This window comes from Amycolatopsis sp. lyj-84, assembly GCF_046549075.1.
In the GTDB taxonomy this organism is placed as follows: Bacteria; Actinomycetota; Actinomycetes; order Mycobacteriales; family Pseudonocardiaceae; genus Amycolatopsis.
Genome location: NZ_JAJPWO010000002.1, coordinates 321,912 through 343,730, shown reverse-complemented (window position 1 = coordinate 343,730; position 21,819 = coordinate 321,912). Strand labels below are relative to the sequence as shown.

The window sequence follows — 21,819 nt, the reverse complement described above, 5'->3', positions numbered from 1 at the left end:
ATACGGGGTGTCTACCGGCTGAAAGGGTGATCACTGCTACACGAGTGGTGACCAGAGGTTACCAAGAGTACTCGATCGTGGATGTCCCTTTAGTCGGGATTCAGCGTGTCTCCAAATGGATCGGCAAGCCGTCCGCGGGAACGGGCAGCGAGACGTAATCCCAGCGTGCGGTGTAGTCCTCCGGGACCGACCACCGGTACGCCCGCAGCATCTCGTGCAGCAGCGCCTTCACTTCGAACGTCCCGAAATGCAGCCCGATGCACTTGTGCGCGCCGCCGCCGAACGGCATCCACGCGTAGCGATGCGACTTGTCCTCGCGGCGTTCCTCGCCGAAGCGGTCCGGGTCGAACCGCATCGGGTCGGTCCAGAACTCCGGCGCGAAATGGTTGACGGTGGGGGAAACCCCGACCAGTGTCCCTTCGGGAATGAAGTGCCCGAGAACCTCGGTGTCCTTCACGGTCTTCCTTGCCAGCGAAGGAACCGGGGCCACCAGCCGCAAGGATTCCTTGATCACCAGGTCCAGCGTGGTCAGGGTCTCGAGTGCCTCGATGTCCGGTACGTCGTCGCCGAGCGCGAGGGACTCCTGGCGCGCGCGTTCCTGCCACCCGGGGTTCTTGGCGAGGTGGTAGACGGCGGCGGCGCTGGTGATGGTCGACGTGTCGTGCGCGGCCATCATCAGGAAGATCATGTGGTTGACGACGTCGGAGTCGGTGAAGCGGTCACCGTCTTCGGTGGTGGCGTGGCACAAGGCGGTGAAGAGGTCTTCGCCGTCGCTTCGCCGCTTCGCGGGCAGATTCGCCGCGAAGTAGCGTTCGAGGACCTTGCGGCCGTGCAATCCCGCCGCCCAGCGGCCGCCGGGAACGGGGAAGCGCACGATGGCCGTGCCCGCGCGCACGGAATTCACGAACGCGCGGTTGATCGCGGCCGCGTCGTCGCCGGACCGCATGCCCATGAACACGCGTGTCGCGACGTCGAGCGTGAGTTGCTTGAGGGACCAGTAGATCCGCGGGTTCGGCCGGTCCGCCCACGTGGCGATGCCTTCGCGCAGGGCCGGTCCCATCTGGTCGACGTACCCGGTGAGCCGCTGCCGCGTGAACGCCGCCTGCATGATCCGGCGGTGCAGATGGTGCTCGCCGAAATCGAGCAGCATCAGGCCGCGGTCGAAGAACTGCTCGATGAAGAACTTCCAGCCCTCCTGGGAGAAGGCCTTGTCCTTGTTCACCAGCGCGATCTGGGTGGCCTCAGGGCCGGAGAGGGCGACGATGCGGCGGCCGAACGCGCCCATCCACGACACCGGGCCATAGGTCTCGTAGCGCTTGAGGCCGAACTCGATGCCGAAGCGCATGAAGTCCAGCGCGTGCCCGATGACGGGCGGGCCTTCGTCGCCGAGGACGGGTTTGAGACCCGGCGGGGCGGGCGCGAGCTCGCGGACCGGCCAGGTCGCGCCGAGCCAGCGCTGGTCGACCGAACGCGGCAGGGGGATCGAGGTGAGCGGCGGGACCCGCTCACGCAGTGCCCCGGTGACCTTTTCGACGGCGTTCGCCATGGTGACCATCTCCCCGTTGAGACCGGCTACCGCCCCACCATCGCACTCTTGTTGGCAGGTTGACAATACCCCGGCGGATGTACATGAAGGCCCCCTTTCTTGCGCCTGACGCAAGGAAGGGGGCCTTCAGGTACTGATCAGCCCAGCTCGGACCGGACCGCGTTCGCGGCCGCGACCAGGTTCCGCAGGGCAGGCTCCACCTCGGCGTAACCGCGGGTCTTCAGCCCGCAGTCCGGGTTGACCCAGATCCGCTCGGCGGGCACGGCGCCGACGGCGGTCCGCAGCAGCCCGCTGACCTCGTCGACGCCGGGGACGCGCGGCGAGTGGATGTCGTACACACCCGGCCCGACGCCGCGGCCGAAGCCCGCCGCGCCGAGGTCGGTGACGACCTCCATCTTCGACCGCGCCGCCTCGATGCTGGTGACGTCGGCGTCGAGCGCGTCGATCGCCTTCACCACCTCACCGAACTCCGAATAGCACATGTGCGTGTGGATCTGCGTCGCGTCGTCGATCCCGGACGTCGCCAGCCGGAACGACGAAACCGCCCAGGAGAAGTACGCCTCGTGCGCCGCAGCGCGCAGCGGGAGCAGTTCCCGCAGCGCCGGCTCGTCCACCTGGATGACGCGGATGCCGGCCGCCTGCAGGTCGTGCACCTCGTCGCGGATGGCCAGCGCCACCTGGCGGGCGGTCTCGCCCAGCGGCTGGTCGTCGCGGACGAACGACCACGCCAGGATCGTCACCGGCCCGGTCAGCATGCCCTTGACGGGCTTGCCGGTCAGGCTTTGCGCGTAGCGCGCCCACTCGACGGTCATCGGCTCGGGCCGGGAGACGTCGCCGTACAGGATCGGCGGCCGGACACACCGCGAGCCGTAGGACTGCACCCAGCCGAAGTCGGTGGCCGCGAACCCGGCCAGCCGCTCGGCGAAGTACTGCACCATGTCGTTGCGCTCGGGCTCGCCGTGCACCAGCACGTCCAGGCCCAGATCCTCCTGCAGCCGGATGACGCGCTCGATCTCCGCCTTCATCGCGGCCTCGTACCCGGCGTCGTCCAGCGAGCCCGCCTTGTGCGCGGCGCGGGCCTTGCGGACGTCGGTGGTCTGGGGGAACGAGCCGATCGTCGTGCTCGGCAGCGGCGGCAGGGCCAGCGCGGCCTGCTGGGCCGCCGCGCGCCGCGCGTAGGGGGAACGGACGGTGTCCTCCGGCCGCAGCGCCTCCAGCCGGGCACGGACCCCGGCGTCGGCCAGGTCGGCCGCCGTGGCGCGGTCCGTGGCCGCCGCACGGGCGGCGGAGAGGTCGACGCCCTCCTCCTTCAGCGCGCGGCCGAGCAGGACGACCTCGTCGACCTTCTGCTTGGCGAACGCGAGCCAGCCCTTGAGCCGCGGGTGGAGCTCGGCCTCCCGCTCGACGTCGTAAGGCACGTGAAGCAGCGAGCACGACGTCGAGACGCTGACCGACTTCGCGGTGCCGAGCAGCGTCGCCGCCCGGCTGAGCGCACGGGTCGGATCGGTGCGCCAGACGTTGCGCCCGTCCACGACACCGGCCAAGACCTCCTTGTCGCGCAAGGCGGGTTCGGCCGCGACGGCGTCCACAAAGGACTCATCGGTGACGAGGTCGACGGCGAGGGCGTCGATCGGGGAACGGGCGAGCACACCCAGTCCCCGGCCGAGACCGCCGAAGTATCCGGCGACCAGGATCTTCGGGCGCGCGGTCTCCTTCGCGAGCCGGTGGTAGGCGCGGATGAGCGCGTTGAGCTCCGGCTCGGTGCGGTCGCCGGCGAAGGCGGGCTCGTCGAGCTGGACCCACTCGACGCCTTCGTCATGCAGGCGTCGCAGCAGCTCGACGTAGCCGTCGAGAAGGTTGTCGAGAAGGTCCAGCGGGCGGAAGCCCTCCGGAGCGCCCTCGGCGGCCTTCGCGAGCAGCAAGAACGTCACCGGGCCCACCAGCACCGGCCGTGTCTCGACGCCGATCGCGCGGGCCTCGCGGTACTCGTCGAGCGGCTTGGAGCCGGCGACCGAGAACCGGGTGTCCGGCCCGAGTTCGGGGACGATGTAGTGGTAGTTCGTGTCGAACCACTTCGTCATCTCCATCGCGGGCGCGTCCTGCACCCCGCGAGCGGCGGCGAAGTAGGTGTCGAGCGGCGAGAGACCGAGCTTCGCGACGCGCTCCGGCAGCGCTCCGAACAGCTCGGCGGTGTCGAGCACCTGGTCGTAGTGGGAGAACGTGTTGGAAGGGACGGAGTCGAGCCCCGCGTCCTTGAGTTCCCGCCAGGTCCGCGTGCGCAGCGCGCGGCCGGTCTCCAGCAACGCGGCCTCGTCGATCTTGCCCGCCCAGTAGCGTTCGAGTGAACGCTTGAGTTCCCGGTCCGGTCCGATCCGGGGGTAGCCCAGCACAGTGGTGCCGATTTCGGTCACAGCTCTCTCCTCGCGAGCTTGTCGTCAGAGCCCGGACGCGCGCAGGAGTGACCGCGATTCGGTCGCGCCCATCCCACGAGGCCCGGACTCACGCACGCCGTCGGCGCGCGCACCACGGGCAGGTCTTCGGACTCGTGGGCGACTCGCTCGCTCCTACCGGCCGTCGCTTCCCGGGGCGCCATGCCCCAGTGCTTTACCGTGTCTCGCACGGTGACGGCTTTCGTTCCCACATACCGCTGCGGGGCAGTCCCGGATTCACACCGGGTTCCCTGTTACCTCGACCGGCCTGGGAGGCCGGGCGAACCAGTAGCACCCTGGAGCGTACCGAATTCGGGTCTCGTGTGACTGGAGGCGTAACTCACGTGATCAGACGGCGAACTCGCGTGTCTGGAGACGGAACACGCCGGGCGGAAGTCCGCCCGGCGTGTTGTCCGTCCGATCACGTGAGATGCGGGATCAGTCCCAGTCGAGGGCGCCACCGGACTGGTACTCGATGACGCGGGTCTCGAAGAAGTTCTTCTCCTTCTTGAGGTCCATCGCCTCCGACATCCAAGGGAACGGGTTCTCCGTCTCGCCGAAGATCGGCTGGAGGCCGATCTGCTGCGCGCGCCGGTCGGTGATGAAGTGCATGTACTGCTCGATCAGCTCGGCCGACAGCCCGAGCATGCCGCGCGGCATGGTGTCGCGGGCGTAGGAGACCTCGAGCTCGCAGGCCTCGGTCAGCATGCCGCGGATCTCCGCCTGGAACTCCTCGGTCCACAGGTGCGGGTTCTCGATCTTGATCTGGTTGATGCAGTCGATGCCGAAGTTCAGGTGGATCGACTCGTCGCGCAGGATGTACTGGTACTGCTCGGCGATGCCGATCATCTTGTTCCGGCGGCCGAGCGAGAGGATCTGCGCGAAGCCGGTGTAGAACCACATGCCCTCGAAGATCACGTAGAACGCGACCAGGTCACGCAGGAAGTTCTGGTCGGCCTCGGGGGTGCCGGTCTCGAAGTCCGGGTTCTCCAGGTTCTGCGTGTACTTCAGCGCCCACGCGTCCTTCTCCGAGATGGAGGGGACCTCGCGGTACATGTTGAACAGCTCGCCCTCGACCAGGCCGAGGCTCTCGCAGATGTACTGGAAGGTGTGCGTGTGCACGGCCTCCTCGAACGCCTGGCGCAGCAGGTACTGGCGGCATTCGGGGTTGGTGATCTGGCGGTACACCGCGAGCACGATGTTGTTGGCCACCAGCGATTCCGCGGTGGCGAAGAAGCCGAGGTTGCGCTTGAGCATGGTGCGCTCGTCCTCGGTCAGGCCGTCGGCCGACTTCCACAGCGCGATGTCGGCCTGCATGGCGACCTCGGTCGGCATCCAGTGGTTGTTGCAGCCGGCGAGGTACTTCTCCCACGCCCAGGTGTACTTCATCGGCAGCAGCTGGTTGACGTCGGCGCGGGCGTTGATCATCCGCTTGTCGTCGACGTTGATCCGGGCGGCGCCGACTTCGATCTCACCGAGGCCGGTGGCGTCGGTGGAAGCGTCAAAGGTGGTCATAGAGGGGCACACTCCAAGAGGCGTCGTGAGTGGTAGGGACGGTTGGAACCGCCCTTACCACTCACGAGGATGTTTACTGGCAGGCTTCGCAGTCGGGGTCGTCGATGCGGCAGGCGGCGCCGTCGGTGGCGACGAAGTCGACGTCGGAGACCTGCGGGATCTCCTTCGGCTCCGGGGCGGTCACCGGCACCGCGGGCACGGCGGCGGCGGGCGACGGCGAAACCGCGGCGGAAGCCGACGGGGCGGGCGAAGCGGCGGGGGCGGCGGGCTTGGGTGCCGAAGGTGTGGCCGGGGCCGGGGTGGCCGAGACCGCGTTCAGCTTGCCGTCGGTGCCGCGCAGGGTGCTCTTCTCCACGTGCGTCGCGGACCGCGCCCGCAGGTAGTACGTGGTCTTGAGGCCCTTGTGCCAGGCGTAGCGGTACAGCTCGTCGAGCTTGCGGCCGCTGGGCGCCGCGATGTACAGGTTCAGCGACTGCGCCTGGTCGATCCACTTCTGACGACGCGAACCGGCGTCCACCAGCCACCGCGACTCGATCTCGAACGCGGTCGCGTACAGCGCCTTCAGGTCGTCCGGCACGCGGTCGATCTGGCCGAGGCTGCCGTCGAAGTACTTCAGGTCCGAGACCATGACCTCGTCCCACAGCCCGCGCTCCTTGAGCGAGCGGACCAGGTGCGGGTTCACCACGGTGAAGTCACCGGACATGTTCGACTTGACGAACAGGTTCTGGAACAGCGGCTCGATCGACTGCCCGACGCCCACGATGTTGGAGATCGTCGCGGTCGGCGCGATCGCCATCACGTTGGAGTTGCGCATACCGACGGTCTTGACCCGCTCGCGCAGCGGCGCCCAGTCCAAAGTGGACGAGGTGTCGACGTCGAGCGCGTCGCCCTGGCGGGCGTCGATCAGCAGCTGCAGCGAGTCGATCGGCAGAATTCCCTTGCTCCACAAGGAACCCTCGAACGTCTGGTACTGGCCGCGCTCCTCGGCGAGGTCGGTCGACGCCGAGATCGCGTAGTAGCTGATGTGCTCCATGCTGGTGTCCGCGAACTGGACGGCCTCTTCCGAGGACAGCGGGACACCGATCTCGAACAGCGCGTCCTGGAAGCCCATCAGGCCCAGCCCGATCGGGCGGTGCCGCAGGTTGGACCGGCGTGCTTCCGGGATGGTGTAGAAGTTGATGTCGATCACGTTGTCGAGCATGCGGACCGCGGTGCGCACGGTCTTCTCGAGCCGCTTCGCGTCGATGCCCTCGGGGGTGACGTGCTTGAGCAGGTTCACCGAGCCGAGGTTGCAGACCGCGACCTCGTCGGTGGTGGTGTTCAGGGTGATCTCGGTGCACAGGTTGGACGAGTGCACGACACCCACGTGCTGCTGCGGCGAGCGCAGGTTGCACGGGTCCTTGAAGGTGATCCACGGGTGGCCGGTCTCGAACAGCATGGTCAGCATGCGGCGCCACAGGTCGATCGCGCGGACCTTGCGGAAGACCTTCAGCTCACCGCGTTCGGCGGCGGCCTCGTACTCGCGGTAGCGCTCGGCGAACGCGGTGCCGTAGAGGTCGTGCAGGTCCGGGGTCTCGTTCGGCGAGAACAGCGTCCACTGCGCGTCGGCCTCGACCCGGCGGAGGAACTCGTCCGGCACCCAGTTCGCGGTGTTCATGTCGTGCGTACGACGACGGTCGTCACCGGTGTTCTTGCGCAGGTCGAGGAATTCCTCGATGTCGACGTGCCAGGTCTCGAGGTACGCGCAGGCCGCGCCCTTGCGCTTGCCGCCCTGGTTCACCGCGACCGCGGTGTCGTTGGCGATCTTGAGGAACGGCACGACACCCTGCGACTGGCCGTTGGTGCCCTTGATGTGCGCGCCGAGGCCGCGGACCGGGGTCCAGTCGTTGCCGAGACCGCCCGAGTACTTCGCCAGCAGCGCGTTGTTCTTGTACGCCTGGAAGATCGAGTCCAGGTCGTCGTCCACCGTGGTCAGGAAGCAGGACGACAGCTGCGGGCGCGTGGTGCCCGAGTTGAACAGCGTCGGGGTGGACGCCATGAAGTGGAACGACGAGAGCAACTCGTAGAACTCGATGGCGCGGGCTTCGCGGTTGTCCTCGCGGATCGCGAGACCCATGGCGACGCGCATGAAGAACGCCTGCGGCAGCTCGAACCGGACGCCGTTGTGGTGCTGGAAGTACCGGTCGTACAGCGTCTGCAGGCCGAGGAAGCCGAAGTCGAGGTCGCGCTCGGCGTGGATGGCCGCGGTGATCTTGTCCAGGTCGAACGTCTGCAGCTCGGGGTTGACCAGCTCCAGCTCGATGGCGCGCTTGAGGTAGTCCCGGAAGTACTGCGGGTACCGGGCGGTCATCTCGTCCTGGCTGGCCAGCTGGGGCGAGCCCGCGAGGTAGCTGAGCGCCTCGCCGCGGAGCTTGTCCGCCAGCAGCCGGGCGCTGACGTAGGAGTAGTTCGGCTCCTGCTCGACGAGCACGCGCGCGGCCATGATCTGGGCGAGGGCGAGTTCGTCGGCACTGATGCCGTCGTAGAGGTTGCGCTTGGCCTCGGCCAGCACCGGCTCGGCCGAGACGTCGTCGAGCCCGGCGACGGCCTCGCCGACCACGTGCGAGACACGGGCCCAGTCGAGCGGGCGGATCGTGCCGTCGGCGGCCTTGACGCTGATGGCGACGTCGGACGAGGCCGGCTTCTCGGACTCGCGGGCCTTCGCGCGCTCGTCGCGGTAGAGGACGTACGCGCGGGCGACCTTGTGGTGCTCGCCGCGCATCAGCGCGAGCTCGACGATGTCCTGGATCTGCTCGATGTGCAGCGCGGTCTCGGGACCGGCGTGGCGGAGCAGGGTGGCTTCGATCTGCTCGGTCAATTCGTTGACCAGGTGGTGGATCCGCGACGAAGCGGCCGCGTCACCGCCCTCGACGGCGAGGAAGGCCTTGGTCACGGCGACCGAGATCTTGTTCGCGTCGAAGGGGGACACGCTGCCGTCCCGCCGGATGACTCGCACGGTCGCGGGCGTGGTGTCCGAAGACGAAGGTGGCCGCTGACCGGTTTCCACTGACATGCGTGTCTCCAATTGGGCGCGTTGAAGCACCACAAGGCCTCACAAGGCCGTGCGCTGCAGGTTCACAAGCTGTCCGACTACCGCTCCCGAGCGGTCTCCCCGTCGCTGGGCGATGTCGGTTCCCAGAGACTACATGTAGGGGTCGGAGCCTGCACGTGCCCCAATGGGTGGCGTGTCGTGGTCTCACCCTGGCGGGTTAGCCGATCACACTGAGCGGCTGGTCAGCCGCCGAAAACGATCTTGAAGTCGCGCAGGTGGGCGCTCAGAACGGGCCGCTGACCGGCCAGGAAGCCGAACGGCCCGGACTCGTTGATCCGCCAATCGGCCGCCGCCGGATGGGGGCGGGCCTTCGCCCGGACGGGGCTCCTTTTGAGACGTCCGTCCAACATTTGGACGACATCGAAGGCGGCGGGCATCTTCACCGGGAAGCTCGGGCGGGGGGTGAAAGCGGCCGTCGCGATCCAGTCGTCCTGGGTGGCCGCCGAGGCGGTGAAGGTCCGGCCGTGGGTGAAGTCGAGCGCGGCGAGGTCCTTGGGGATGCCCCACAGCGCCCGTCCTCCGGCCAGCGAGACCTCGCTGTCGACCCAGATGTCGGTGATGGAGCTGGAGAGGCGCTTGCCCCGGACGGCGACCGTCGCCAGCAGCTCGTGGTACCGCAGCTGCCCGGGGTCCTGATAGTCGATCCAGGCGGTGAACACCTGCGCGCGCCCGCCCGCCACGGCCGGCTCGACACCTTCGGGGAGTCCGGGCAGTTCGCTCACCGGGACACGCCACACCGACAGGTACGCCTGGCCCGCCAGGTTCCACGGCTCCGGGGGATAGGCGGTCACGCGTTCCGCCAGGGCAGGTAGGCGGGCAGGTCGGTGTCGACGCGCATGGAGAACTCCGGTGGTCGTTTCTGCAGGAAGGACATGACCCCTTCGATCGCGTCCGGACTGGAGCCCAGGCCGCCGATCAGCCGGGAGTCCAGTTCGTGCACGGGGAACGGCGAGGCGGCGCTCGCCATCCGGTACAGCAGCTGCCGGGTGACCGCGACCGAGACCGGTGACGTGGTCGTGGCGATCTCGAGTGCCAGTTCGCGGGCCTTGCCGAGCACTTCCTCGGGCTCGTGAACACTGTGGACCAGCCCGGCGGTCTTCGCCTCCTCGACGCCGAAGACGCGGCCGCTGATCATCCAGTCGAGTGCCGTGCCCATGCCGACCAGCCGGGGGAGGAACCACGCGGACGCGCCTTCGGGGTAGATCCCGCGGCGGACGAACACGAAACCGAAGCGCGAATCCGTGGACGCCAGCCGGTAATCACACGACAGTGTGATCGTGACGCCGCCGCCGACGGCCGCGCCCCGCAAGGCCGCGATCACCGGTTTGTTCATCGTGAAGATCCGTTTCGAGCAGCGTCCCGCCGGCTCCTGCCAGGCCGCGTCCGGGCCGGTCTCCGGATCGAACTCGAATCCGCCCTGCGAGAGGTCGGCGCCCACCGAGAAGTCCTTGCCGTTGCCGGTCAGGATCACCACGCGGACGTCCTCGTCGTTGTCGGCCCGGTCCATCGCGTCGCCGAGTTCGTCGGCCATGCGGATGGTGTAGCCGTTGCGGGCCTCGGGCCGGTTGAGCGTGACCGTCGCGATGCGGTCGGCGACCTCGTAGGTGATTTCGGCGTACACGCTCATGACGTGAAAGTAGGGCTATGTTGACAAGGTGTCAATAAGCGGGTCATTCGACGTCGTCCAGGTGATCCGCGTAGTACTCGACCGCTCGCCGGTATCGCTGGACCCCGGTGTCGGCGCTGGTCGCGGCGAGCACCTTCAGCAGCGTTCCCGCCGCTTCGCGTGCTTCGCCGACGTTGTAGAGAGCCATCGCGAGGAACGTCCTGAGCGCCGCGTCGTCCGGGAACTCGTCGAGGCCGCGGCGCAAGGTCTTGAGCGATTCTTCGTACCGGCCGAGGACGCGATACGTGCTGCCGAGGCCGACGAACACGCCGTGTCTGTCCTGTGTGGACAGACCTTCGGTCGCGAGCGCCCGCTCGTAGTAGGGAGCGGCTTCGGCCTCGAAGCCGAGGGAATCGTGGGCCCACGCCGTCTGGTAGGCGATGACGGCGTTCCCCGGGTGCCGTTCGGCCAGCTCGATCAGCCGCAGGCGGGCCTCGTCGGTGCCCTGCTCGCGCAACCGGACGGCTTCCTGTGTCTCGCTCACGCGGCACCTTCGAACGGGGGATAGGTCTTCGCGCCCGTCCGCTCCGCCGCGTCGATGTAACCGGCCAGCGCGTCGCGGGACCGCGCGATCTTGGCCAGCTGCTCGTCGAGCCGCCCGAGCCGTTCGCGCATCGCGGCCAGCAGTTCGGGGCAGCCGATCAGTTCCGGTTCCTCGCCGATCGCACAGGGCAGCAGGTACGCGATGTCCTCGGACGACAGGCCCGCGCCGAGGAGGTGGCGGATCTGCTTCACGCGCAGGACGGCCGTCTCGTCGAACTCGCGATAGCCGTTCGTGCCGCGGTCGGCTTCCAGCAGGCCTTGGGCCTCGTAGTAGCGCAGTTGGTGGGCGTTGACGCCCGTCCGGTGACTCAGTTCCCCGATCCGCATCGAATCCTCACTTGACCTTCATACCGGTATCAACGTTGACGATGTTGCCATGACTGACAACGCGAACACCCCGATCACGGTCATCGGCCTCGGGCTGATGGGCCAGGCGCTCGCCGGAGCGTTCCTGAAGGCCGGGCATCCCACGACCGTGTGGAACCGGACGGCCGCCAAGGCCGGCTCCTTGGTCGCCTCGGGCGCTCACCTGGCGCCGACGGTCGGTGACGCCCTTGCCGCCGGTGGCTTGACCGTCGTCTGCCTCACCGACTACCCGGCCGTGCGCGACCTGCTCGGCGATGCCGGACTGGAGGGCGCGACCCTGGTCAACCTGACCTCGGGCGACTCGACGCAGGCGCGGGAAACCGCCGCCTGGGCGGAAAAACGGGGTGCCCGCTACCTGGACGGCGCGATCATGGCCATCCCGTCGTCGATCGGGACGGAGGAGGCGGTGATCCTGCTCAGCGGTCCGGAGCCGGACTTCGACCTCGGCGCGCTCGGCACTATCTCCCACCTCGGTGAGGATCACGGACTGGCGGCCCTGTACGACGTCGCCGGCCTGACCATGATGTGGAGCGTCCTGAACGCGTGGCTCCAGGGCACCGCGATGCTCCGGACCGCCGGTGTCGACGCCGCGACGTACGCGACCTTCGCGCAGCAGATCGCCGTCGGCGTCGCGGGCTGGTTGCCCGGCTACGCCGAGCAGGTCGACCAGGGCTCGTTCCCGGCGGAGGTGTCGGCCCTGGAGACCGACGTGCGGGCGATGGCGCACATGGTCGAGGAGAGTGAGGCGCTGGGCGTGAACGCCGAACTGCCGAAGCTCATCAAGGCGATGGCCGACCGCGCGATCGCCGCCGGGCACGGCGGCGAGCAGTACCCCGTGCTGATCCGGGAGTTCGAGCGGGCGGGGGAGTAGGTCACACCTATTTACGATTCGCGATATTACGATATAAGGTCGACGCATGTCGACTTCGATGCGCGCGGTGGAACTCGTCCGCTTCGGTGACGCGGACACCGCGTTCGCCGTCCGAGAGCTGCCGAGGCCCGCTCCCGGGCCCGGTCAGGTGCTGGTGCGCGTGCTGGCCACGTCCGTGAATCCGCTCGACCTGCAGACCCGGCGCGGTGACTACCGCGACGAGGTGGCGCTCCCGGCGGTGCTCGGCAACGACGTGTCCGGCGTGGTGGTCGAGACCGGCCCCGGGGCGGGCGACTTCCAGCCGGGGGACGAGGTCTGGTACCTGGCGCCGATCTTCGCCGGGCAGGGAACCTACGCCGAATTCCACGTGGTCGACCAGGACTTGGTCGCCCGCAAGCCCGCGCGGTTGTCGCACGTCGAGGCCGCCGGTCTGGTGCTCGTGGGCGTGACGGTGTGGGAGGCGCTGGTCGAACGTGCCGCGGTACGGCCCGGGGAACGGGTCCTGGTGCACGGCGGGGCGGGCGGGGTCGGCTCGATCGCCGTCCAGGTCGCCGCCGCGCTCGGAGCCGAGGTGGTGACCACCGCGCGGGCGAGGGATCACGAGTTCGTCACCGGACTGGGGGCCGACGTCGCGATCGACTTCTCGGCCGGTGACTACGTGCCGCGGGTCCGCGAGCTGGGCGGGGTGGACGTCGTGCTGGACACGGTGGGCGGTGACACCCTCGCCCGCAGCCCGGAGGTCCTCGCCGACCGTGGCCGCGTGGTGTCCATCGTGGACATTCCCGAACCGCAGAACCTGCTCGCCGCGTGGGCCGTGAACGCGACCTACCACTTCCTCTTCGTCAGCCCAGGCAGGGAGAAGCTCGAAGCCATCGGGCGCCTGGTCGACGAAGGCAAGCTCAGGCCGGTGATCGGCGCCGTGGTCCCGCTGGACGACATCGCGCAGGCGCACCAACTGTTGGAAGGTGGCTCGGCCGGCGAGGGCCGCGGCCGCCCGCGCGGCAAGATCGCCATCGCCGTGCACCCGCAGGAGGCTGCCGATCAGTGACGCGGCAGGTAGTTCGTCACGGCCAGGACGCCGAAGACCAGGAGTGCCGTCACCAGCACGATCATCGCGATCAGGACGAGCAGCACCGCGAGGCCGCCCAGGCCGTCCCGTTTGCGCATCTCGCCTACGGTACCTGGGCTCGGGGGCGTCTGGGTGACGTCGCGCGGCAGCTTGTTCGGTTGGCGACCCGCGGTGATGAGGGAATTGGGAAGGCGCGGTGAACTCCGTTAGTCCATAGTGGACTACGGTGGCGTGAATCTCGGCACCCTTGTTGTCGTCGGCCTATACCCGCAGATGCATCGTGTTGCGCCTTGGTTCCCCTGTCGGGTCAAGATAAGCAGGTGCGGTGAATTCAGGTAGTCCGTCTCGGGCGATCTGGACTTTCCACTCGCTTTTGTGGATCAGCCGATGGTGTCTCGCGCAGAGCAGCACCAGATTGTCGATCTTCGTTTCGCCTCGGTGACGCCAGAAAACTATGTGATGGGCGGTGCAACGCTGCACCGGCATATCGCAGCCAGGGAACGCACAGCCACCGTCGCGGATCTTCAACGCGTGCTTCTGCGGGGTGGTGGCGGACCGGCTGGACCGCCCCACATCCAGCGGCTGCCCTGCGCCGGACAGAACGACGGGCCGGATCCGGGCATCGCAGGCGAGGATCCGGACGTCGGTGGCACTGATCGGACCGACGAGGTCGAGGAGGCCGTCGCCGACCTCGTTCATCAGATCCTCGTAGGCCATGGTCACCAGGATCTGGGTCGACTCCCCGGCCTGGCCGGGAAGGTCGGGGCTGGCGGTCTTGAGTCGTACGTAGTCGGCGAACGCGTCCCCATAACGCTCGCCTTGGCCGCGGGAGTCTCTGACACCATCGACGGCCTTGTGCGGCTTGGCCAGCGGATCGAGATCGGACTTCAACCGTGCGTAGGTTTCCAGATCCAGGGTTCCCGCGAACCCGAGCGTGCCGTCACGATGCTTGATGAACCGCAACTCCGGACGGGCGTCTTTCGGGCCCTTGTCGCGGGGCTCTTTGCCGTCGGGATCCATCGTGTTCAGCATCCGACGCCCAGCCGTCACGATCTCCTTCAGCCCAGCCCGCCGAGCCAAATCAACCAAGATCTTCTCCCCGGCCCGCACCTCCTCCGCAGGAACAAAGGAGGGGACCAGGGCGAGAGCGCCGATGATCGCATCGATCTGACCTCCCCCGATCGCACCTTCGGCAGCGGCTTCGGCGGTCAACGGAGCCAGCGGTGGCACGACGCCCCCGCCGATGGCTGCCCCGGGATGCAACGCCAGGGCACGATCCGCACGGGCTGAGGCTTCCTTCTCCGACACGTGGAAGTCCTCAAGGATCAACCCCATCAACGTCGAATGTCCCGTGCACCCACGAATCCCACGAGAATTCAACTCCGCCAAGATCGCGTACTGCTCCGCGTCCAATTGACGCTTCAGGACCTCGATTTCCTGCTTACGGGCATGCAGCGTCGCAGCATCAGCACGCCACCACTCGGTGCACGCCGCCTGAGGACTGTTTTCGCTGGCCACGGGATCAAGGCTACGCCGTTTCGAACATCTGTACTAGCCCGATTTGCGTAGCGGGCAGGTGGGGGTCATTTCACTCGATGGGGAACAAAAGATGGTGAATGCACTACGCAGAGTCTTGTGATTGGCCTGTGGGCGTGTACGGAACTTATGCGCGGTCCCGGCAGGCTCAGGAACCATGACGACACCCTTGTCCTCGCGGCAGGCCGGGAGATGGTCCGTGGTCGCGCTGCTGCTGGCGCTCCTGGGTTCGCTGCTCGCGTTGCCCGCCGAAGCGGCGCCCGCGCCGGGGATCCGTGCCAGTTACGCCAATCCCGTGCGCAAGGCGGACGGGCACGTCGACGCGCGGGCGACCGTGGACCGGCTCCGGGCGATGAACGCGGACACGTACGCGTTCCTGGTCAACAAGTCCACCGACTGGGGTGATCTTGAGCAGGAGTTCCTGCCCGCCGCGCAGGCGAGCGGCCTCGCGGTCTGGGTCTACCTGGTCCCGCCGACCGAGTGCCCCGGCGGCACGAGCTGCGCGGAGTACCTGCCCTACAAGAAGGACTACGTCGCGTGGGGGCAGGCGATCGCCCGGCTCTCGGTGCGCTTCCCGGTGCTGAAGGCCTGGGCGATGGACGACTTCAACGCCAACACGGCCACCTTCACCAAGGACTACACCGCCAGGATGCGGACCGCCGCCCGGGCGATTCAGCCGGGCCTGGACTTCTATCCGGTGGTGTACGCCAACGCGGTCACACAGTCCTTTGTGGACACCTACGCGGCGAGCATCGACAGTCTCATCCTGCCCTTCCGCGACGACCCGTATCGCAACACGCTGTGGACCGGGAGTCTCCGCCCGCAGCTGGACCAGATCGTCGCGCGGCTCGCGGGCAAGAGCCGCAAGGCCATCCTGATGGTGTACGCCTCCACGTTGTCGCGCACCACGATCACCCCTGACGTCGAGTACGTCCGCGCGGTGACCGCGGTCGGCCTGGAGTACGCGGCGGCGGGGAAACTCGACGGCGTCATCCAATACGCGCTGCCGCTGACGCCCGGGCGCCCGCAGTCCAGCGACGAACGCGTCGCGCACGCCGGGAACAGCGCGCTGGTGTTCACCGTGCACCCCGACAACGCAACGACGGCGGGAGACTACGCGGCCGCGAGTGCGACCGTCCGCCTCGACGCCGGGTCGACGTCGTGCCGGATGGTCGTATGGCACACCGACGACCGGCCGGCCACGAGCCCGCCCGGGTACCACGCGAAACAGGCGATCGTCGGCGGGACGCAGGTGTGGGAGCGCGACGTCGCCAGCGAGGGGAGCGACTGGTACACCTCGTCGCCGGTCGACCTCACGCCGCGGCTGAGCGGTGGGTCGGCGACGCTCACTTTGCGGCTGTACGAGAAGAAGGCCGTCACCAACTACTCGGTCACCGCGCGGATGGACGACATCAGCCTGACCGGCTGCCACGTCGCGAACCCCGGATTCGAGGCCGACGGCGGCTGGACCTACAGCCGTAAGGGCGGCGACGTCCTGGCCGGGCGCCATACGTACGACCCGGTGTACTCGACTTCGGTCCATGCCGCGGTCGGCGCCCTCTACGGGGGCTGAAGGAGGGGTGTCGGTCCAGGGGTCGTGAGTGGCGTTTCGGGTTAGGGCCGTGAAGGGCCCCTTGCCTACCTTGACAGTAGTGATGGAGGCCTTCACTACCTTCGCGATCGCCACAATCGCTACTTTCGCCCCACGCGCACCAGCAGTCACAGCGGTCGCACGTGAAGGCCCCTTCCTTGCGCTAGACGCAAGGAAGGGGGCCTTCACGTACTTCAAGCGACCAGCCCGACCGACGCCCCACCGCACCTGGGCCCGGCGCTAAGGGGCCCTTCACCGCGTCGGATGCGGTGAAGGGCCCCTTCAGTCCCCGTCAAAACAATCAGGCGTGCTTGATTTTTCTGCCGGAGGGTGCCAGCCTGAGGAGGACGCGAGGAGGCGGGCATGGCTGACCTTGGCGTGATCCTTGGGGATCTCGCGGCGGAAACGCAGGCCATCGACGACGTGGTGGCGGACCTGCCCGCGTCGGATTGGGCGCGGAAGACCCCGGCCGAAGGCTGGACGATCGCCCATCAGATAGCCCATCTGGCCTGGACGGACCGGAAGGCGCTGATCGCGGCGCGCGGGTCCGAGGCCGAGTGGCAGACCGAGATCGAAGGGCTCCTCGCGACGGGGGAGACCTATGTCGACGACGGTGCCGTCGAGGGCGCGAAGACGCCGCCCCGTGAACTGCTGGCCGAATGGCGAGCCGGGCGGGCGGAACTCGCGGCAGCGCTCGCCGCGGTGCCCGACGGGCAGAAGATCCCCTGGTACGGCCCGCCGATGAGCGCGGCCTCCATGGTGACCGCGCGGCTCATGGAGACCTGGGCGCACGGTCAGGACATCTTCGACGCGCTCGGCGTCGCACGCGAGAACACCGGCCGGATCTGGCATATCGCCCGCTTCGGCACGCGCACCCGCGACTTCGCCTACAAGCTCAACGCGCTCGCCCCGCCCGCCGAGGAGTTCCGGGTCGAGCTCACCGCGCCTGACGGCACGAACTGGGCGTTCGGGCCCGAGGACGCCGAGCAGCGGCTCACCGGCAGCGCCGTCGACTTCTGCCTCGTCATCACCCAGCGCCGTCATCCTGACGACACCGACCTCGTCGCCACCGGCGCCGACGTCGAGGAATGGCTCGGGATCGCGCAGGCCTTCGCCGGACCTCCCGGAGCCGGACGGCAGCCGGGACAGTTCGCATGACGGCGCCGATCAGGATCGGCAACGCCTCCGGGTTCTACGGCGACCGGTTCTCCGCCGTCCGCGAGATGCTCACCGGCGGCCCGCTCGACGTGCTGACCGGCGACTACCTGGCCGAGCTGACCATGCTCATCCTCGGCCGAGACCGGATGAAGGACCCGAACCGTGGCTACGCCAAGACCTTCCTCCGCCAGATGGAGGAAAATCTCGCGCTGGCCAAGGAAAAGGGCGTCAAGATCGTCGCGAACGCCGGTGGGCTCAACCCCGCCGGGCTCGCGGAGGCGCTCCGCGAGCTGGCCGCGAAACTCGGTGTCGACGTCGCCATCGCGCACGTCGAGGGTGACGACCTCGTCCAGCGTGCCGAAGAGCTCGGGTTCGGCAAGACCTTGACCGCCAACGCCTATCTCGGCGCGTGGGGGATCACGGAATGCCTGAACGCGGGCGCCGACATCGTGGTGACGGGCCGGGTCACCGACGCTTCGGTGATCGTCGGTCCCGCCGCCGCGCACTTCGGCTGGGCGCGCGACGACCACGACGCGCTGGCGGGCGCGGTCGTGGCCGGGCACGTGATCGAATGCGGCACCCAGGCCACCGGCGGCAACTACGCGTTCTTCACCGAGCACGAGGTCGGTGTCCCGGGCTTCCCGATCGCCGAGATCTCCGCCGACGGTTCCAGCGTGATCACCAAACATCCCGGAACCGGTGGCGTGGTGAACACCGGAACCGTCACCGCTCAACTGCTCTACGAGATCACCGGCGCCCGCTACGCCGGGCCGGACGTCACGGCCCGGATCGACACGCTGACCCTGTCCGACGACGGTCCGGACCGCGTCCGGATCAGCGGTGTCACCGGCGAGCCCCCGCCGCCGACGCTCAAGGTCTGCCTGAACGGCCTCGGTGGTTTCCGCAACGAGACGACGTTTGTCCTCACCGGACTGGACATCGAAGCGAAAGCCGCGCTGGTCAAGGAACAGCTCGAAGGCGCGCTCAAAGCACGACCGCCCGCCGAGGTCCGCTGGACGCTGGCCCGCACGGACCGGCCCGACGCCGAAACCGAGCAGCAGGCGAGCGCGTTGCTGCATGTCGCGGTGAAGGACGCCGATCCGGAGGTCGCCGGGCGCGCGTTCAGCGGTGCGGCGATCGAGCTCGCGCTGGCGAGCTACCCCGGCTTCCACGTGACCGCACCACCCGCGGCCGCCTCGCCCTACGGCGTGTACCGGGCCGCTTTCGTCGACGCCCAAAAGGTTCCGCACGTCGCGGTCTTGCCGGACGGGACGCGGCGCGACATCGCGCAAGCCGCCGACACCCTTGAATTGTCCGATGTGGACGAATACGGGTTGCCCGCCCCGTTCACCCAGGCGCAGGTCGGCCGGGCGCCGCTGGGCAAGGTGATCGGCGCCCGCAGCGGCGACAAGGGCGGCAACGCGAACGTCGGCGTCTGGGCGCGGTCCGACGAGGCGTGGCGCTGGCTCGCCCACCGGCTCACCGTCACCGAGTTCAAACTGCTGCTCCCGGAGACCGCGGACCTCGAGGTCCGGCGGCATCTCCTGCCGAACCTGCGGGCGATCAACTTCGTCGTCGAAGGCATCCTCGGCGAAGGTGTCGCGTCGCAGGCGCGGTTCGACCCGCAGGCGAAGGCGCTCGGGGAATGGCTGCGCTCCCGCGAGATCGACATCCCGGAGGCTTTCCTGTGACCGACCCCTTCTCGACGCCGGAACGCGCCGAGCTGCGCAAGACCGTCCGGCGGTTCGCCGAAACCGAGATCCTGCCGCACCTCGAAGGCTGGGAGCGCGAGGGCGAACTGCCCCGCGAACTGCACCGCAAGGCCGGGGAACTCGGGCTGCTCGGCGTCGGCTTCCCCGAGGAGGTCGGCGGCGGGGGCGGCGACTATCTCGACGCCGTGGTCATCGCCGAGGAACTGCACTACGCGGGCGGTTCCGGCGGGCTCTTCGCCTCGCTGTTCACCTGCGGCATCGCCGTCCCGCACATCGCGGCGGCCGGCGATCCCGTGCAGATCGAACGCTGGGTCCGGCCGGCGCTGGAAGGCGCCAAGATCGGCTCGCTGGCGGTCACCGAACCCGACGGCGGCTCCGACGTCGCGGGGATCCGCACGACAGCGGTGCGCGAGGGCGACGAGTACGTCGTCAACGGTGCCAAGACGTTCATCACCTCGGGCTGCCGCGCGGACTTCGTGACCACGGTGGTCCGCACCGGGGAATCCGGCGCGCACGGGATCTCGCTCATCGTCGTCGAGCGCGGCACGCCGGGCTTCACCGTGTCCCGCAAGCTGGAGAAGATGGGCTGGCTCTGCTCGGACACCGCCGAGTTGTCCTATGTGGACGTCCGGGTGCCCGCGGAGAACCTGGTCGGCGCCGAGAACAGCGGGTTCGCACAGGTCGCCACGCAGTTCGTCACCGAGCGGGTCTCGCTGGCGGTGCAGGGTTACGCGCACGCTCAGCGAGCGCTCGACCTGACGCTGGACTGGTGCCGCCTGCGCGAGACCTTCGGCCGTCCGCTGATCTCCCGGCAGCTGGTGCAGCACAAGCTCACCGAGATGGCCCGCAAGATCGACGTCGCCCGGACCTACACCCGGCAGGTCGCCCAGCGCCACGTCGCGGGCGAAGAGGTCATCGCCGAAGCCTGTTTCGCGAAGAACACCGCCGTCGAGACCGCCGAATGGGTGGTCAACGAGGCCGTGCAGCTGCACGGCGGACTCGGCTACATGCGGGAGTCCGAAGTGGAGCGTCACTACCGTGACGTGCGCATCCTCGGCATCGGTGGCGGGACCAACGAGATCCTCACCGGCTTGGCCGCGAAGCGATTGGGATACACCGCATGAGCACCATCAGGTCCACAGTGGACGAACGAAGCGAGGAGTTCGCCGCCAATCGCGAGTCCATGCTCGGCAAACTGGCCGAGATCGACGGCGAGCACGCCAAGGCGATCGCGGGCGGCGGCGAGAAGTACGTCACCCGGCACCGCAAACGCGGCAAGCTGCTCGCCCGCGAGCGGATCGAGCTCCTCCTCGACGAGGACTCGCCGTTCCTGGAGCTTTCGCCGCTGGCGGCCTGGGGTTCGGACTACCAGGTCGGCGCCAGCGTGATCACCGGGATCGGCGTGGTCGAAGGCGTCGAGTGCATGATCTCGGCGAGCGACCCCACGGTCAAAGGCGGGGCCAGCAACCCGTGGACGGCCAAGAAGAGCTACCGCGCCGCGGACATCGCCGCGCAGAACCGCCTGCCGGTGATCAACCTCGTCGAGTCCGGCGGCGCGGATCTGCCGACGCAGAAGGAGATCTTCATCCCCGGCGGCCGGATCTTCCGCGACATCACGCGGTCTTCGGCGGCCAAGGTGCCCACGATCGCGCTGGTGTTCGGCAACTCGACCGCGGGCGGCGCGTACCTGCCCGGCATGTCGGACTACGTCGTGATGGTCAAGGAACGCGCGAAGGTGTTCCTCGGCGGGCCGCCGCTGGTCAAGATGGCCACCGGCGAGGAGTCCGACGACGAATCGCTCGGCGGTGCCGAAATGCACGCCCGCACGTCGGGCCTCGCCGACTACCTCGCGGCCGACGAAGAGGACGCGATCCGGCTCGGCCGGAGCATCGTCAAACGGCTCAACTGGAGCAAGCAGGGCCCGACGCCGAAACCGGACTACGCCGAGCCGCTGTACTCCGCCGAAGACCTGCTCGGCATCGTGCCCACCGATCTCAAGGTGCCGTTCGACCCGCGCGAGGTGATCGCCAGGGTCGCCGACGGCTCGGACTTCGACGAGTTCAAACCCTTGTACGGCAGCAGTCTCGCCACCGGCTGGGCGAGCATCCACGGTTACCCCGTCGGCATCCTCGCCAACGCCCAAGGCGTGCTCTTCGGCGAGGAGTCGCAGAAGGCCGCGCAGTTCATCCAGCTGGCCAACCAGATCGACACGCCGCTGGTCTTCCTGCACAACACCACCGGCTACATGGTCGGCAAGGAGTACGAGCAGAGCGGCATCATCAAGCACGGCGCGATGATGATCAACGCCGTGTCGAACTCGAAGGTGCCGCATCTTTCGGTGCTCATGGGTGCTTCGTACGGCGCCGGGCATTACGGCATGTGCGGCCGGGCCTACGACCCCCGCTTCCTGTTCGCCTGGCCCAGCGCGAAATCCGCGGTCATGGGGCCGCAGCAGCTGGCCGGCGTGCTGTCCATCGTGGCCCGCGCCGCCGCCGCGTCGCGCGGTCAGGACTACAACGAGGAGCACGACGCCGCCATGCGCGCGATGGTGGAGGGGCAGATCGAGCTGGAGTCGATGCCGATGTTCCTCTCCGGAATGCTCTACGACGACGGGATCATCGATCCCCGCGACACCCGCACGGTGCTCGGGCTCAGCCTGTCCGTGATCCACAATGGACCAGTGAAGGGCGCCGAGGGCTTCGGCGTCTTCAGGATGTAGGGGCCGA

17 protein-coding genes and 1 riboswitch are annotated in these 21,819 nt (G+C 68.4%); of the genes, 7 read left to right on the top strand and 10 right to left on the bottom strand.

The genetic code is table 11. The features are described from left to right. Positions 1 to 100 precede the first annotated feature (100 nt). From ACLJRM_RS06615 to ACLJRM_RS06580, 8 genes are all read right to left on the bottom strand, one after another. A complete protein-coding gene (locus ACLJRM_RS06615; RefSeq protein ID WP_410662576.1) occupies positions 101 to 1,546 on the bottom strand; it encodes a cytochrome P450 in 1,446 nt (481 codons plus the stop codon). 137 nt (positions 1,547 to 1,683) lie between these two features. Beyond that, on the bottom strand, positions 1,684 to 3,957 hold the full coding sequence (gene metE / locus ACLJRM_RS06610) for a 5-methyltetrahydropteroyltriglutamate--homocysteine S-methyltransferase (protein ID WP_410662575.1): 2,274 nt from the start codon (positions 3,955 to 3,957) through the stop codon (positions 1,684 to 1,686). A 99-nt stretch (positions 3,958 to 4,056) separates the two neighbouring features. Beyond that, a riboswitch (cobalamin riboswitch) is annotated at positions 4,057 to 4,280 on the bottom strand. 133 nt (positions 4,281 to 4,413) lie between these two features. After that, entirely contained in the window at positions 4,414 to 5,490 is a 1,077-nt protein-coding gene (locus ACLJRM_RS06605; RefSeq protein WP_101606829.1) for a ribonucleotide-diphosphate reductase subunit beta, read from the bottom strand. 73 nt (positions 5,491 to 5,563) lie between these two features. Next, complete coding sequence (locus ACLJRM_RS06600; RefSeq protein WP_101606830.1) at positions 5,564 to 8,542, bottom strand: ribonucleoside-diphosphate reductase subunit alpha; 2,979 nt, start codon at positions 8,540 to 8,542, stop codon at positions 5,564 to 5,566. 221 nt (positions 8,543 to 8,763) lie between these two features. Next, the gene (locus tag ACLJRM_RS06595) at positions 8,764 to 9,372 is read right to left on the bottom strand and encodes an acetoacetate decarboxylase family protein (protein WP_410662574.1); all 609 of its coding nucleotides are present in this window, start codon (positions 9,370 to 9,372) and stop codon (positions 8,764 to 8,766) included. Further along, positions 9,369 to 10,208 carry an enoyl-CoA hydratase-related protein gene (locus ACLJRM_RS06590; protein ID WP_410662573.1) on the bottom strand — a complete coding sequence of 280 codons (840 nt, stop codon included), beginning with the start codon at positions 10,206 to 10,208 and terminating at the stop codon, positions 9,369 to 9,371. The genes ACLJRM_RS06595 and ACLJRM_RS06590 overlap by 4 nt, the downstream gene beginning before the upstream one ends. A gap of 43 nt (positions 10,209 to 10,251) precedes the next feature. Next, positions 10,252 to 10,731: a tetratricopeptide repeat protein gene (locus ACLJRM_RS06585; protein ID WP_410662572.1), complete on the bottom strand. Its 480-nt coding sequence runs from the start codon at positions 10,729 to 10,731 to the stop codon at positions 10,252 to 10,254. Continuing rightward, a complete protein-coding gene (locus ACLJRM_RS06580; protein WP_101606833.1) occupies positions 10,728 to 11,117 on the bottom strand; it encodes a MerR family transcriptional regulator in 390 nt (129 codons plus the stop codon). Before ACLJRM_RS06580 ends, ACLJRM_RS06585 begins: the two co-directional genes overlap by 4 nt. A gap of 49 nt (positions 11,118 to 11,166) precedes the next feature. On the opposite strand from ACLJRM_RS06580, the gene ACLJRM_RS06575 reads away from it, so the two are divergent. Together ACLJRM_RS06575 and ACLJRM_RS06570 are read left to right on the top strand one after the other, a co-directional pair. Further along, the gene (locus ACLJRM_RS06575) at positions 11,167 to 12,027 is read left to right on the top strand and encodes an NAD(P)-dependent oxidoreductase (protein ID WP_410662571.1); all 861 of its coding nucleotides are present in this window, start codon (positions 11,167 to 11,169) and stop codon (positions 12,025 to 12,027) included. A 46-nt stretch (positions 12,028 to 12,073) separates the two neighbouring features. Next, complete coding sequence (locus tag ACLJRM_RS06570) at positions 12,074 to 13,075, top strand: zinc-binding dehydrogenase (RefSeq protein WP_410662570.1); 1,002 nt, start codon at positions 12,074 to 12,076, stop codon at positions 13,073 to 13,075. Here the strand turns inward: ACLJRM_RS06570 and ACLJRM_RS06565 are convergent. Continuing rightward, complete coding sequence (locus tag ACLJRM_RS06565; protein ID WP_255414905.1) at positions 13,069 to 13,194, bottom strand: hypothetical protein; 126 nt, start codon at positions 13,192 to 13,194, stop codon at positions 13,069 to 13,071. The genes ACLJRM_RS06570 and ACLJRM_RS06565 overlap by 7 nt on opposite strands. Positions 13,195 to 13,357: 163 nt before the next feature. Then, positions 13,358 to 14,614: a DUF222 domain-containing protein gene (locus ACLJRM_RS06560; RefSeq protein ID WP_410662569.1), complete on the bottom strand. Its 1,257-nt coding sequence runs from the start codon at positions 14,612 to 14,614 to the stop codon at positions 13,358 to 13,360. 175 nt (positions 14,615 to 14,789) lie between these two features. Here ACLJRM_RS06560 and ACLJRM_RS06555 point away from each other — a divergent pair, with 175 nt between their 5' ends. The 5 genes from ACLJRM_RS06555 to ACLJRM_RS06535 all read left to right on the top strand — a co-directional run bounded on the left by ACLJRM_RS06555 (position 14,790) and on the right by ACLJRM_RS06535 (position 21,812). Continuing rightward, a complete protein-coding gene (locus ACLJRM_RS06555; protein ID WP_146044395.1) occupies positions 14,790 to 16,205 on the top strand; it encodes a hypothetical protein in 1,416 nt (471 codons plus the stop codon). Positions 16,206 to 16,586: 381 nt separating this feature from the next. Further along, complete coding sequence (locus tag ACLJRM_RS06550) at positions 16,587 to 17,381, top strand: TIGR03084 family metal-binding protein (RefSeq protein ID WP_410662568.1); 795 nt, start codon at positions 16,587 to 16,589, stop codon at positions 17,379 to 17,381. Then, positions 17,378 to 19,072 (top strand): acyclic terpene utilization AtuA family protein, encoded by a 1,695-nt coding sequence (locus ACLJRM_RS06545; protein ID WP_410662567.1) that lies wholly within the window; start codon positions 17,378 to 17,380, stop codon positions 19,070 to 19,072. The genes ACLJRM_RS06550 and ACLJRM_RS06545 overlap by 4 nt, the downstream gene beginning before the upstream one ends. Further along, a complete protein-coding gene (locus ACLJRM_RS06540; protein ID WP_101606840.1) occupies positions 19,069 to 20,217 on the top strand; it encodes an acyl-CoA dehydrogenase family protein in 1,149 nt (382 codons plus the stop codon). Before ACLJRM_RS06545 ends, ACLJRM_RS06540 begins: the two co-directional genes overlap by 4 nt. Then, complete coding sequence (locus ACLJRM_RS06535; protein WP_410605788.1) at positions 20,214 to 21,812, top strand: acyl-CoA carboxylase subunit beta; 1,599 nt, start codon at positions 20,214 to 20,216, stop codon at positions 21,810 to 21,812. Before ACLJRM_RS06540 ends, ACLJRM_RS06535 begins: the two co-directional genes overlap by 4 nt. Positions 21,813 to 21,819 lie beyond the last annotated feature (7 nt).